The 14,408-nt window shown below is 53.9% G+C and carries 9 protein-coding genes; 1 reads left to right on the top strand and 8 read right to left on the bottom strand.

The window, feature by feature from the left end:
* Positions 1-26 precede the first annotated feature (26 nt).
* From EM6_RS02615 to EM6_RS02595, 5 genes are all read right to left on the bottom strand, one after another.
* Positions 27-1,727: a GmrSD restriction endonuclease domain-containing protein gene (locus EM6_RS02615; protein WP_126420095.1), complete on the bottom strand. Its 1,701-nt coding sequence runs from the start codon at positions 1,725-1,727 to the stop codon at positions 27-29.
* A 436-nt stretch (positions 1,728-2,163) separates the two neighbouring features.
* Positions 2,164-2,901: a hypothetical protein gene (locus EM6_RS02610; RefSeq protein WP_126420093.1), complete on the bottom strand. Its 738-nt coding sequence runs from the start codon at positions 2,899-2,901 to the stop codon at positions 2,164-2,166.
* Positions 2,898-3,434: a hypothetical protein gene (locus EM6_RS02605; RefSeq protein ID WP_126420091.1), complete on the bottom strand. Its 537-nt coding sequence runs from the start codon at positions 3,432-3,434 to the stop codon at positions 2,898-2,900. The genes EM6_RS02610 and EM6_RS02605 overlap by 4 nt, the downstream gene beginning before the upstream one ends.
* Positions 3,424-6,867 carry an Eco57I restriction-modification methylase domain-containing protein gene (locus EM6_RS02600; protein ID WP_126420089.1) on the bottom strand — a complete coding sequence of 1,148 codons (3,444 nt, stop codon included), beginning with the start codon at positions 6,865-6,867 and terminating at the stop codon, positions 3,424-3,426. Before EM6_RS02600 ends, EM6_RS02605 begins: the two co-directional genes overlap by 11 nt.
* 2 nt (positions 6,868-6,869) lie before the next feature.
* Entirely contained in the window at positions 6,870-10,259 is a 3,390-nt protein-coding gene (locus EM6_RS02595; protein WP_126420087.1) for a helicase-related protein, read from the bottom strand.
* A 369-nt stretch (positions 10,260-10,628) separates the two neighbouring features.
* Here EM6_RS02595 and EM6_RS02590 point away from each other — a divergent pair, with 369 nt between their 5' ends.
* The gene (locus EM6_RS02590) at positions 10,629-11,135 is read left to right on the top strand and encodes an antirestriction protein ArdA (RefSeq protein WP_126420085.1); all 507 of its coding nucleotides are present in this window, start codon (positions 10,629-10,631) and stop codon (positions 11,133-11,135) included.
* Between the two features lie 61 nt (positions 11,136-11,196).
* On the opposite strand, the gene EM6_RS02585 is transcribed toward EM6_RS02590, so the two are convergent.
* The 3 genes from EM6_RS02585 to EM6_RS02575 form a co-directional block, all read right to left on the bottom strand.
* Complete coding sequence (locus EM6_RS02585; protein ID WP_126420083.1) at positions 11,197-12,420, bottom strand: tyrosine-type recombinase/integrase; 1,224 nt, start codon at positions 12,418-12,420, stop codon at positions 11,197-11,199.
* Between the two features lie 329 nt (positions 12,421-12,749).
* Complete coding sequence (locus tag EM6_RS02580) at positions 12,750-13,178, bottom strand: hypothetical protein (RefSeq protein ID WP_126420081.1); 429 nt, start codon at positions 13,176-13,178, stop codon at positions 12,750-12,752.
* 214 nt (positions 13,179-13,392) lie between these two features.
* Positions 13,393-14,373 carry a hypothetical protein gene (locus EM6_RS02575; protein WP_126420079.1) on the bottom strand — a complete coding sequence of 327 codons (981 nt, stop codon included), beginning with the start codon at positions 14,371-14,373 and terminating at the stop codon, positions 13,393-13,395.
* Between the last annotated feature and the right edge of the window lie 35 nt (positions 14,374-14,408).

The raw sequence follows: 14,408 nt of genomic DNA, 5'->3' as shown, positions 1-14,408 counted from the left end.
AATAGAAAGGTTTGGCAACGACAGACTTACTCGCCCGACACGCCAAGAAATTCATTGAGGGCCTTCGCCAGAAGCACGCGGCGCGCAGCAAGGAATTCCCGATATCTTCCTACATCGAACAATTTTGGGTCCGAGGGAATGCTTTGTAACGTAAGCAACCCAGGCCCTTGCTTGGCCATAAAATCGGCGAGATAAACAGATGGAGCCTTGTCGCTGATCTTACGATTGGTGCGACCACCAATGAAAGTCAAATTGGCAATATCATCTGCTTCACGAGACGAAAATCCGTTCTTGGTTAGCAGCGCCTTTGGGAAGAAATGGTGGAATTGGAGCCGATGTTGTGAGCCAGAATGATCTAGCGAGATTTGTAGATTTGACGTCCAGTCCTTTGCACCGAGGGCCCGAAAGGTAAGGAACATCGTTTTGAATAGCGAGCTTCGCTGATCGCGACCCTCAAGGTCTTCGGGCGTAATGTTAAGCCTGCCAAATTGCAGCCGTACCCGGTCAATGAGCGCATCGGCTGATCCGCCCTTCGAGATGATGCTCAAATCCTGATCGAGAATTGTTTCACTGGAGCCGCGTGAGAATCTGCCCTTGGCATTGGCTAACAATGCCCACTGTCGCAAACGGTCCGATTCTTCGGGTGATAATGCGTAGCCCTTAGCATGGCCGAAATAGGCCACAACAATCATCAGGAAAGGGGAAGACAGCAGAGCCGGGCTGTCGATCCCAACATTGCTTTTGAGGAAGTTGATGGCAAACCGCATTCCCTCGGTTGCCACTTTCCAGGCTGTTTGCAGCACATCGAGCGAAAGCCGCCCGGCGGTTAGAAACCGTGACTGCCCGGTGGCGAAGGCGATGAGGGTTTTAAGGTGAATGCCAAGGTCCAGTTCGAAACCCAACTTGGCGCATTCAGCCTGAAATTTTTGGAAAACTTCAAGGCTGTGCCGCCACCTGGCCGTGATCTGTGCCAGCGCCAGATCGGAACTGCGCAGCTTCGCGCCCAACGAGTTTACGCGCACGAATATCTCGGTCACTTCCTCATAGGTAAGTGACCTTTCTAGCACGTCCATCCGATAAACGTATTTGCGAATACGGCGAAGCTGGGCGAGACGCTTGCTGTACTTTTCATAGCGCGGATCATCGAAACCAACGATGCCCGCCCCCTTCAAAAAGCTCGTATCACTGTCACTCTTGAAGACCTCAGAAACCTTCACCCACTGAGGTAGAGCGGCGAGCTTATTGGTGGCCACAACAAAAGTCATTCGCTCAAACCGGCGCTGAAGCTCATCCTCGGTCGAATCTGCCTCGTCCATCTCGGTCGCTTCGTCGTCGGCGTCTTCATCAACTTCCGTGATGATTTCCTGCCGCTCTGGGTGTTCAAGGTTGAACAGCAGTTCGATCGGCTTGACCCGCCCCCTGACTTTCACAGGTTCGCCACGAATGACCGCTGAAAGCGACGTCAGCCGCTGCTGACCATCCAACAGCAGGCGCGTGGCGGCATAGGGATTAGCTGCCTGTGTAATTGCCATATCTTGCAGTGGAACAGGTTCATCTGTCTCCCATAGCAGAATCGCACCCGATGGATAACCGCGATATAATGAATCAAGGAGATCGCGAACACGCGGAGACCGCCAGACATACTGCCGCTGCATCTCTGGCAAACGCAGCTCCCCGCGCTCTACCATGCCTACAAGTTCTTCAACTGATGCTTCTGCTTTTGCCACACGGCCCCCTTATATCTTTGCTTTCTTACTGCCGCTCATCGGAAAAGATTTCAGCCCTACGGCGAGTAGATTAGACTTGGATGGCGATGGCAAGGTAAAGATGGGTAGGCCCAGCGATTTTGCCTCGTACGCCAGCTGCGGTTTTCCGTCCAATGATGCGTGAGCGAGGACGACGCTGGCACCAAGCTTGAGGGTATACCTGTTTGGCTCCGCAGTTATGCGGGCGGGTGGGCTTCCGCACCGTGGCAGTGAACGGGGAAACGATCAAAGAACACGTCTTCTTTTCGAAACAGTCGAGCGCCGCATTTAGGTTAATGCTGTCAATTGCGCAATCGTGCCGATTGAAATGGTACTGGGCGCAATTCTATATAGGCTCTGGACAGGCCGATTTGCTCATTCCCGGAACCACGCTTCCCCAAGCCACCCCATTTTACCTTCAACCGCGCGAATCGGGCCGCACAAATCCGTATTCGGACTCCAACATCTCGATGACCTGCATTAGCGCACGATAAATGCTCAATTCATTCGCGCCGAACTTGTAGTAGCCGGTGATAAGTTCCTCGTGCGTCAAAGCGGCGAAACCGGTGTGGCATTTCTCTGCAACTCCTTTACGGATGAATGTAACGGGGTAGCGGAACGAGCGACCTTCGCCATCCCATTCACCCCAAGAGCTGTAGTTCTGGATATTGCCGTTATAGCATTCCTTTCCGATGATCCCTTCCATGCGGACCAGCAACTCACGGATCGGCCCGACCTTTTCACGGGTGTCTCGGACGTAGCGATAGCCGTCGATGGCCCTGCGCAAGCTGTCCAACTGCATAGCGAACCAATCGTCTTCGGTCGCAATGTCCTGCTTCATCTTGCTGATTACATCCGGTGGGATATCGTCCGGTGCTGTCGTGGCGATTTGAGCATAAGCGTCTATCTCGCTCTCAACGTGCGATGCCCGCTCTTCCCAGCTTTCGAAATATTCCATTGCTTGGGTGACTATGTCGTCCTTTACCAGAGCTGCATTGGAAAAATCCATTTCTTGAAACGCCGCGTAGCTATTCGCCTCCAGCGTGATGAAATCCTCTTGCCACTCGCGATCATCTGGCCACAAGAGCTTTGCGCGTTTGCGGATGTCAGTAAGGATTTCGGCTGGGATTGCGTTGAAATCGGCTTTCTCGCTCATTGCACCGTTCCTATCAACGCGCATAGAACCACTTTGTTGGTATTGGCGGGAGAATTGAGGGTTTCTATCGCGATGCTTCGAGCAATCGCCCTAGTGGCAAGGGTTTCAGCTTTGCCCCCGGGGGAGGCGTGGGCGGACAGAATAATGGCGGCGAAACTTAGGATGTAGCGGTTGCGCGGGTCAGCGTTCCGGGCAGTGTTCTGACAAAAGGAGACTGTGAATGAGGAAGCGATCAGCGCGCGCACTGCGTTTTCGGCATTACGGAGTGTTGCAGGCACGAGCGCCTCATTAAGAGCCCAGGCTAGCACTTGAATGATCGGCGTGCCGCCGCGCAACAAGACGCGCAGCACGTTACGCTCGGCTGTTGTTTGCAAGCCTCCTACCACAGGTGTGGCATCTGGCCCGCGAGAATTGGCCCAATCCTGCGCTTTAAGAATCAAGTCGCCGGGGCAGGACTGCGAGCAGAAAAAGGCGATGGGCTGGCCCGCCAGCAACGCCGCATTGCCGCGCTGGGAGGGCGGATCACTCGGCATCGGCCTCGTCTACGCCCTCGATCAGCACAACATCACGGTTCAATAGGAAGTCGTATGAAGCCTGCGACATACTCAAATAGTCGCGAAGACCGTTATCGATCCGCCGCAAGTCGTCTGATCGATCCACAGCGACCACGGTCAGTTCGTCAAGTGAATCTCGAAGTCCATCCGGTATGCCCTTTTCCCCTGCGAAAGGGTTGGTGGCCAGCACACGTTGCACATAGTCGAAGGTTCCCAACGAGACCTGTGGGGTTAACCCTAATCCCTGCATCAATATGAGATCGGCGCGCCGTGTCAGGGCGTGTAGGGAGCGAAAATTGTAGTTTCCTACAAACTTTCCCGCGTTCTTTTTGAATGCTAGCGCGGAACCTCGCTGTTCGTGCATCGCCAAGCCTAATAAGGCCAGGTCGGAAATCACTTGATCTTCGACGAAAGCAAGTGAATTCAGATAGTCTTTTATAACTCCTACCGTAACATGAAATCCATCGCCCTGGCTTAGCCAAAACGAAAAATACAACTCTCCAAGTAGCGCCGCTTTTGATGCATAAGCTAATTCTTCAGAAGCTAGTTTCAGACCCCCAATTTCTGACGAGGCAATCGGACGATAACTGTTCGCATCGAGGCAAGGTGGATCTTGGCGAAAAACTGACACAAAATTTCTGGCAGCTTGAGAAAATCCAAGACGTGCCCCCCCGACGCGACCACTCGCAAAAATCTCGCGCCTCCGCTTGCGTGTCAAATCGCAAATTGCATTCAGTGTCGTAAGGCTACCCGTCGATGCTACCTTCGGAATGCCTCGTATTCCGGGCGTCAAATTTTTCAATTGGGTGAATGTGATTGTATCGACGAGATGAGGGCGCGCTGCGGACCGCCATCGATACATCGGCGCGACATAAACATCGGTGCCATCCGGACTGGAAATCCAGATCGTGCATCGTTGACTTACGCCAGTAAAAACGGCCGCAGGAATATTGTCGAAAGATGAATACCAAGCCGAACCGCGCAGTCTATCCCGCAAGCCCGAAAAGTCCTCGCTAAACGTTAATGACAGAGGGACAATCATTCCGCATCGCCCATCTTTTGCCGTCACATCCTGTGCCCGCAATAAGATGTAAGCATAAATGTCTGGAAAGCGCTCCCCCTGTTCTAGCTTGGAAAGATAGCCAACTTTATTCGAAGCGATGTAGGGGGGATTGCCAACGACTGCATCAAAGCCACCGTCGTCTATGATGCCGTAGAACTCTATCAACCAATGGAACGGCTTATGGCTGGCTTTCCAAGTCAGGAATTTGGCCGAAGCGGCGAGGTCGTCGCCAACGTCAACGCCATAATCCTTTGCCAGAAACCGGTCGAGCTGGCTCTCCAGTGCTCCAAGCCGCCTGCGCAGTTCAGTTTTGTGCTCGACCTGGATGCCGCCGTGCAGCGTGGTCTGCTGCTCTCGGAACAAACGGAATGCCTGATCAAGGTCTTGCGCCGCTGCTTCAATTTTCCCGGCGCGATCATCGAAATCGAAGCCTGTGGCCTCGGTCGCCTTTTTCACATCGGCTATGGAGGTATAGCCTATTAGGGTGTTGCCCGCCCTGATGTTGAAATCGATGTCCGGCAGCGGCTCGATCTGGTCCGGGTTTTCAAGCTGCGAGGCCAGTTTCAGGAAAAGACGGAGTTTACAAATCTCGACCGCCTCATCCATGATATCAACGCCATAAAGATTGGCGATAATAATCGATTTGTAGATGAAATAGTCGCGATTAGGGTGCTGCGCCACCTGCGCCAGAACCGTGCGGAAATCAGAATAGACCTGCCCACGTCCGCCGCCGCTATCAGGTGCAGAGGCAACGAATTGCTCCATGCGCTCAAGGCAGGCGTCATACAGGTCATACTGAATATTAAGCGCGGCAAATAGGAACGCGCCTGAACCGCAGGCGGGGTCCAGAATCTTGATCGACGAAATGCCTTTCCAGAATGCCCGCACCAGATCTGGGCTTTCGGCATACTGGATCACGTCGCGGGCGAACTGCCGGATATCCAGATTGTGGGTGATGAAATCCTCAATCCGCGTGATCTCTCCGCCAGCGGCCTTGGCGCGGATGGATTCATAGCGTCCGCGGCGCACGACAACTTCACGCCAGATTTCTGTGGGCAGGCCGTATTCGCGCGGTGCGGTCTTGTTCCAATCCATGCGCTGCGTAACATCATCGATGCCCGCCGCGATGTTTGCCGGAAGATCACTGTCGGTGCCATGCCGGACTGACTTGTGGATGTAGGCATCGGGGTTATCAGACAGAAGCCGCCAGACATAGCCGCCCGCCTCAAACGCCACTTTGTCATTGGAGATGGCGTTCTGGAACAGCCAAGGCACCACCGTGTTTTTGGTGATGTAATCTGTGATGTCTTCCTTGGTGTAGTAGGCCCCCATCTGCTTCTGGTTGATGTATTTTTCGAAGATATGGCCCAGAACGTCCGGGTTGATCTCCTTGCCATCGGCCTGTTCGATGGGACGGGTGTCGAGGGTCCATTCATACTGATCGAAGAAGTTGAACACGCCTTCGAATGCCGCATCGGCAATCTGGATAGTGTTGCCATCGGCCTCCAGCGCGTGGGGTTCGAATAGCCCGCCGTTGAGATAGGGGATGGTGCCCAGCAATTTGGCCGTTTCCGGATCGCGTGAATGAACAGCGGTTGCCAAGCCACCATGGAACAGCTTGAGCAGGAACGCTCGGTAGAAGCTGTGGAACTGGTCGGTGCCCTTGGCCGCGCGAACCTGTGCCAAGCGGTTTTTCAGATAGTCGATATCGCCGTCCAGAAACCGTTTTTTCTGAATGAAATAGACGAACATCAAGCGGTTGAGCATCAGCGATGCATACCACTGCCGGTCTGAAACACTGCCCAACCCATCGATGAAGCCAAGGAACTGGTCGTGCTGCTTCTTGAAGGCTTCGTAAAACCGCTTTGTGATTGTTTCGCGATTAAATGCGTCGGCGAGCTTCCGCGTGGTCCCGGCAAGGGTTAGACCCTCTTCGTCACTGAGAGCAAAGGCGATGTGATCCAGCTTCTGGATCAGCGCATCGGGTGCACTGCTTGAAAGCCAGGTATGTTCGCGGAACGCCGCTGGCCTGCCCTTTTCACGGGCCACCCACTGCCAGACTTGTTTGGTCTTCGCCGGGTCGGTGAAAATGATCAGGTGTTCGTAGGCGCGCTTCGTGATCTCGCGCTCAATGCGCTGGCGGGTGTTGCGCTCGGGTATGGCGGGGCAATGGAAAATGCGAACACCACGTTTGTCTGCCACAGGGGCGAGAGCGAATTGGAGACCTTCAGCCTCGACCATTTCTGGCTGCCGGGATGACGGGCGATCCCAGCCCAGTTCTTCGATGAACAACTTTGCGAAGTCGAAAGCTTTGAGATGGATGGTGGCGCGGGGCCTGTCGATTACCATGTTCAACCCTTCAAGCCCATTGAGCAGATAATTCGAAGTTCACTGGACGCCTCGTCCTTGTCTTGCTTCATGCAGAGCCTCCCGTCCTCGCGGAGAGCCACCACCATTTCTGCAAGCTTTTGATCGTTGATCCCGGATTTTAAGTGCCGATTCAAAGTGTCGATAGTCGATTGGAACATTGGATATTCGTAAATGTCGCCCATGGCCTTTTCGACATCGCGCACGAAATGATCGGTGAAAAACAGGTTGCGTTCATTGCCCTGTTGCTCAAGAAACCGCTTGAGGCGATCATACGTCTTGAATCGCGCGCCGGACGGGCGCCCAAGTGCGCCATGAGTGGTGCGCTCTTCCTGCATCAAGTGCTCGACACCCTTGCGCACGATTTCATGGTGAAAATCGGAGCGTTCCAGCGGCGGCTCGTCGGGCAAACATTCGGCGGCCCGCAGGATGGCAAGCGGCGATTGGGTCAAAATCTCACCTTCTCGGCTCATACAAGCAAGTGAGTCATTATCATCAGGGGTGCGAATGTAAACTAGCGCGCCCTCTTTTGCGTCGGCAACCGGCGGCACGGCCTTGGTCGCGAAAACCACATCGGGCAAATCCTCGACCAACTTCTTCAGCTTGGGGTCTGCGGTAATCGCGTTTTGCCAAATCTGAAACGCATAAGATGCTAGATCGACTTCGCCATCGTCGTCACCGTCGAGTACACCTGATTTTTCGCTGTAAAGGTCTTGGATCGGGTTCTCCTTGCTATCATCCTCAAAGAACGCCTCATCCGAACCTACAACTTCCTGATTTTCCCTCAAGCGCTCACGGACGCGTGCGCGAAGTCGGATGATCCGTTCAACACCATCGGCCGGAAGGAACGAGTAGCAATTGATAGTGTCGGCCTGTTGGCCAATTCGGTCCACTCGGCCCGCACGTTGGATTAAGCGGATGATCGCCCAGGGCAGGTCAAAATTGACGATAGTTGCGCAATCTTGAAGGTTCTGGCCTTCGGACAACACATCGGTGGCAATAAGCACGCGCAATTCCCCCTCTGCCTCTGCGACCTTTTCCTTTTTGTTTGACCTGGGACTAAATCGCCATGCAAGGCGAGTAGGGTTTTCGGACTGTCCGGTGACTGCGGAAACGGCTGTAACTCCAGCCTTCCGCAGTGCGGCCTCAAGATAGCGCGCAGTGTCAGCGAATTGGGTGAATATCAGAAACTTGCCGGTTGGGTGATCTACGCGGACGAGGTCGATCAATGCCTTTAACTTGCTGTCGCGAGCTTCGTCCCAGGTCCCACAAACACGCAACACCTCGCGCAGGGCGTCGATATCTGCTCGCAAGGCGGTTTGCAAACTCCCTTTAAAGAGTGAGGCTTTCAGCCATTTGAAGCGACGCTTCTTTGCATTGCTATAAACGCCGTAGATCAGAGCGGCCTGCTCACGCAATTTTTCCAACTCGTCGAATGTCGGCTCTGCTTCTACTCCTTCTTCGCCATATTCACCGTTGGCAAACAGCGTATCGGCAGCCTCGGAATCTGCGTCCTCGTCCGATACGTCGAGCAACTCTGCGTCTTGGGTTCCAATTGGCACGGGCAATTCATTTTCTAGCGCGTGAAGAAAGACAAGATTGCGCATTATGTGGCGTTGCAGCGACTGAATGAACGCCGGACCACCACTTTCAAGCCGCTTGAACAGATTGGTTTTGCAAAAGCCCATTAGCCGGACTCCGGCACGCCCGAGCCCGTCCATGATTGCATCTTCAGCGGGGGTCGGAGGATGTGCAGGGTCTGGGTTCAGGTAATTGGCAAGCCCGTAGCGCGGTAACTTGAGCCCATCCACTGCCGACACCACTGCATCGGAATAGGCTTTCGCGTATGGGTCATTGGGGTCGGAGTCATTGATTGCGAACTTGACAGATTTAGGCTGACGCACAGGAAAATACGAACGGCGGCCATCGGAGAAGGTGATGAATTTTCGCCCGCTGACGTCATCCGTCTGGGCGTAGTTCTGAAGTATGAAGCCGCGTGTTCGGCGGATCATATAGAGGCGCATCAGCTCTCGCCAATCATCAGTCTGGTCACTTTTTTCAAAGGCCGGAATTGAGCGTACCGCGCATTGGTGTTTGCGGACGAATTCGGTTTCACCACCGATAGCGCGTATCATCGCTTCCGGTCGGATGCCAATATCCTGATCATCTTCGATAAAAAGTCGAAGTTGGGAGGAAAGGTCGATGAACGATTTGTTGTATGGAGTAGCGGATAGCAGGATACACTGGCTATCATTGGAGCGAATGTAATCCTCAATTACCTTGTAACGCTTACCCTCGCGATTGCGCAGGTTATGGCTTTCATCGATCAGAACTGTTCGATAGCGGCGAAGTTCCGGTAGTTCGCTTTCCACGCGGGAAAGCGAGACTATTTTGGCAGAAAGATTGTAGGTTTCGACATAATCATCCCACATTTCGACAAGGTTTTTAGGGCAAATTATAAGGCTACGGCCATCGCTGTCTTCGAGTATCTTTAGTAGCGCCGATGCCATGATCGACTTGCCCAAACCGACCACGTCGCCAATCACGACGCCGCCGCGCTTGTTTAGATGATGGGCCGCAACCTTTACGGCGCTGGTTTGAAAATCAAATAGTTTATCGCCAAAAATGGCAGGTATCCTGAACTCCGATTGCCCAAGTCGTGCCTCTTGGGCGAGATGATAGGCAATCTTGAGATAGACATGGTAGGGCGGAACCAATGCTTCGCCAGCCCAGCTCTCCTCAATGATTGTGGCAAGTTCATCCGATATATCAATGCACCAGCGGTCATTCCACCGCGCCTCGAACCACGTCGCCAATTTGTCACAGGCATCATGATCCATTACATCGACATTCAGCTCCCCCTGAAACGCCAAGCCAGCGAAAGTCAAGTTGCTGCTGCCGACAAATCCGACTTTAGGGTTCACGGGGTCGGGTCTATGAAGGAGATATAGCTTTGCATGAAGAGGGTGCCTAAGAAATAGCTTAACAACGACTTTCTTAGCCCGAATCTGGCGGGCGAGACGTCGTAGACCTGCCTCGTCGGCGTTGGTTGGAGTTCCGAGAGCCAGTTGTGCCCTAAACTCCTCTGCAAGTCCCTTTTTTAGCTCAAGAACGCGCGCGTTATCGATGCCATCATCATGTATGGCGGCTGTAAGTTTCTCGCGAAGCCCTCTCTCGGGTGACTGATGCATACCTACGAGTAATCGGCACGCATTACCGCCTTGCCCAGACCATGTTTCGATTTTATCGTCAATTTGACGCCAACCACGCAAGTTGAAATATCCAACACAAAAATCGGCGCGATTGGAAACATCCAGAATATTCTTTAATTCTGGCAGAAGGGTTTTATCAATATTATCAAATATACGCGGCAAAGTTGATCTCTATAAAGAACGATTGATGATGTTCATTTGAATTATTATACTCAGAGCGAACAATGTTGTCTCGAAATCTACCCCCAATGCGAATCCACGCGAACCCTCATAGGAGCCAAAGCCTATAGGGTGTCGATGATCGAGTCTACACGCATAGAGCGTCTCGCGGATAGACCTAAGGGGCGTTGCCCCTCGCGCAAGCAAGGGTCTTCGATGAACGACCAAGGCCGTATCCCCTGCCTTCCTTCGCTGCGCTCTGTGCAGGCGGGTGATACCCCTCGGCTTTGATCGCCCTTGCGTTTGCTACCCCCACCCTCGGCGGGAGCCAAGGGTTGCTATGCGCAACCCAAAGCCAAAGAGGGATTTTCAATGACCACACTGTTTGCCCAGCCCTACGACATCACCGCGTCAGGGTTCTATTTCAACACTGCGTCGGAATTTTCCGCAAAGGCCGCGAAGCTGAAAAACGATTATAGCCAGCCCGTCGAAGAGTTTGAAATCCAGTTCATCGAAGGCGAATACCTAGACGCCAAGATGTTCGAGGCCCTGGGCGTCAATCAAGCGAACCATGCGGCCTTCCTTGAAGCCGTGACCGACTGGAGCGACGACGACAAAATCAAGGTAATCATCGCCGTGGGCGAGGCCGGTTATAAATTCACACTCGGCGACGACGCGCCCCATCAGTACGAGGTTAACCTATACCCAGCTGATAGCATAGCCGACTTGGCCGCGCAGTTTATCGAAGAGGGGCTTTATGGCGAGATACCTGAGCCATTGCGAAACTACATCGATTATGAGGCCATCGCCCGCGACCTCAGCGTTGAATATGAAGAAATTCTACTTGGCGGCACCCGATACATTTACAGATGCGGGTGAGCCTCGCCGAAGTTAGGGGGCGATCGGTCAATTGTCGCACTAGTGGCGAGACAATTGGCTTTTATCCTTGAGCCCCGCGTCGCAAGGCGATGACTTTGCCACCGTCGCGTAAAATGTCCAGATAATCGGACCACCATTGCGCCATCTTGACACGCTCATCCCAATGAGTGCCGCGATGATAGGTGCCCCGTATCTTGTTACTATCCTTATGGGCGAGCGCGCGTTCAATAGCGTCAGACGACCATTTACCGCTTTCATTCAACAGGGTGCTGGCCGTGCTGCGAAAGCCGTGGGAGGTCATTTGATCTTGCCCGTAGCCCATGCCTCGCAAAGCTGCGTTTAGTGTATTCTCTGACATTGGTGTGTTGCCGGACCTCACCGATGGGAACACATAGCGCCCGTCGCCCGTTAGACCTTGGACCTCTTTGAGTATGTCCAACACCTGGACGCTTAAAGGGACAACGTGTTCGCTGCGCATTTTCGTCTTCGCAGCGGGTATGCGCCAGACCTTGGATTCAAAATCGAACTCTGGCCATTCGGCGTGACGAAGTTCTCCAGGGCGTACAAACAGATGCGCCATGACCTTGAGAGCCAGTTTGGTCGTCAAATACCCTTCATATCCTTCGATCGCTTTGAGCAGCCCCCCGACCCCTCTTGCATCAACGATGGCCGCATGGTTCTTGACCTTAGGCGTAATCAGTGCGCCGCCTAGGGAGGCCGCTGGATCAATCCGTGCGCGAGACGTGATGATAGCATAGGTAAAGACGCGGCTGGCAAAAGAGCGGACGCGCTTGGCGGTTTCATGGTTGCCCCGAAGCTCGATCTTTTTCAACGCCGCCAGGACCTCGTAGGGCTCGATGTCGGCAATCGGCAGGCTTCCGATGTCTTTTTCCAATTGGGATGCCAGCCAGCGAGTCTTCTTTCGTGTCGCCTCGGCAATCCCTTCGCGCTCGATCTTGTCCATATACTCGTCGGCCACCGCCTTGAATGTCGTGGCATTGGCAATGTCGGCGGCTACCTTTTTGCGCTTCTTGTCTACGCTTGGGTCAATCCCCTTTGCCAAAAGCTCACGAGCTTCGTCACGCTTGGTGCGGGCGTCTTTCAGGCCCGTTTCAGGGTAACGTCCCAGAGCCAAAAGCTTCCTGAGGCCGCCGAACGAGTATTTTAGACGCCACAGCTTGGCGCCGGATGGAGAGACCTGAAGGAAAAGTCCCCGCTCATCGTAGATCGTAAAAGCCTTGCCTGTTGGCTTTGCAGAACGGACGGTAGCGTCGGAAAGAGGCATCGTGGGTTATCGTGATTTTGGGCAAGCGAAGATAACCCGCAGGATAACCCATTTTATCGCGAATACCGGCGAATACGAGCGGTCACCTGCGGAGGTGAGAGCCGCACAATAGCATGAATCTACAGGATTTTCTAGTCTTCGGCGTATGTCAGGAAATAGGGAAATGGTGCCTGGAGCCGGAATCGAACCAGCGACACGCGGATTTTCAATCCCATTTACTCTATTATGAAACCCTTATTTTACAACGGTTTGCGGGATTGCCACCCGGCGAAACCTTAGCTTTTTTTAGTCTTTTTTAGCTTTTTTTAGCCTTTTGGTCACAGATGTGATCAGGCCACCGCTTTAGGGTGCTGCTCGAACGCGGCCTGCAATTGGCCGAAGCGCTTCATGACGGCGTGGGTGTCGGCGTCACTGTCGGTCAGGACGATTTCCAGCGCCTCGCCCAGCTTCTCCAGAAGGAAGCGCACCTTGTTGGCGGGCGTCCCGTCCGGAATGCCGGTGAAGGTTTCGACGGCAAGACCCGCCAGCGCCAGCGTATCCGCCGCCGCTTCCTGCACCTGATCCGGAATGATCGCGTCAATGACGCTTTCGATCAGACCCGGCTTATCGCCCTCCGGCTGGGTATCGTCACCCGTCTCCGGCGCATCGTCGCCGCTCACCGCGTCGGTGACGGCTTCGGCGGCCTGATTGGCTACCGTGGCGACCGCTGCCGCCACTACCGCGCCCGCGACGGCGCTACCCGCTTTACTCTTAACCATGACCATGCTCCTTTGCCTGAGGTCAGAAAACTTCCGATACGGTAACCGTTTCACCGGTGCCACCCTCACGGATTACCTGAAAGGTGTCCGGGTCATATTCGCCCGTCTCAACGCCATCGTGGCGATATGTCTGCACTTTCGTGTTGGCATCCGCCCAGCACTCTCCGACGAGTTGCCATTCTGGGTGCGACCTGTAATCAGTCACCATTGCCGCTTACTCCTGTGCCGCGATTGATATGTTGTCGATTGTACTGCCCGCGCCAGCCGACTGGACAAAAACCCGAACAAACTTCCACAGGCCGGTCGTGTGATAGAGCGGCGTTGCTCCCGAACCAGTCACGTTGACAGAGCCGATGATCGCAAAATTTGCACCATTTTGAGACCCTGCCAGGGCTATTGTAAAATTAGCCCCAAGCGTGGCCTGTACCGATATCTGGATACGTGAGCAGCCCTCAATGTTGTACGTCGGCGTCGTTGAGTTGACCACGGTCGGATCAACCACGCGCGAAATCGCCTGAAACCGCGTCGGCGGACGATCAAATGGCCGCTCGATGGTGCGAACCGAACAATTGAACGACGGCGTTGTTCCTGCGACCGTCCGAACAAAACGACGAAACAGGCCGCGCATAGGCAGGCGGGGCGACCTGTAAATCCCCGCACCGGTGACGCGCTCGAATTGATATACGTGATACCAGTTAGACCCGTCTTCACTCTCTTCAATCACAACGTCCAGCGTCGGATTGGTGCCACTGACAGAGGTGACCGCCAGCATACACTGATAACTCCCAGCGCCGCCATAAACAGGCGTTATCGCCGAACTGGTCGTTGTCGTCGTAATTGCCCCGCCTTGAACTTCGACGGTTTGAACCGCCACAGACGACGCCATATTGACTGGCACGCTCCCGCCCAAGGTGCCAACCCCCAAGGCCGGCACCCGTGAAAGGACCCCTGAGATGTTGAACGATATGCGCTTCAAAAAGGCAATTATCGAAAAATCGCCAGTGTCGGACACTGCGGCCGGATCGGTCTTATTTCCGACATCTGCCTCATTCGGCAACGCCAGTTCATTGCCATCAGCCCCTACCAGACAGGTTGCCGAAATTAAACCATCAGCCTCATCACCAGTCGGCTTTGCGAACAACCATTTTGTAGCTATTCCAAAACGATTGTCTTGGGTTGACCTGAAAAACAACATTTTTTTCTCGGCTCCACTTAAAAATCAGGACATTT

The organism is Asticcacaulis excentricus (genome assembly GCF_003966695.1).
Lineage (GTDB): Bacteria > Pseudomonadota > Alphaproteobacteria > Caulobacterales > Caulobacteraceae > Asticcacaulis > Asticcacaulis excentricus_A.
The sequence above is the reverse complement of the archived record's forward strand: the minus strand, read 5'-3'. Positions and strand labels throughout refer to the sequence as shown.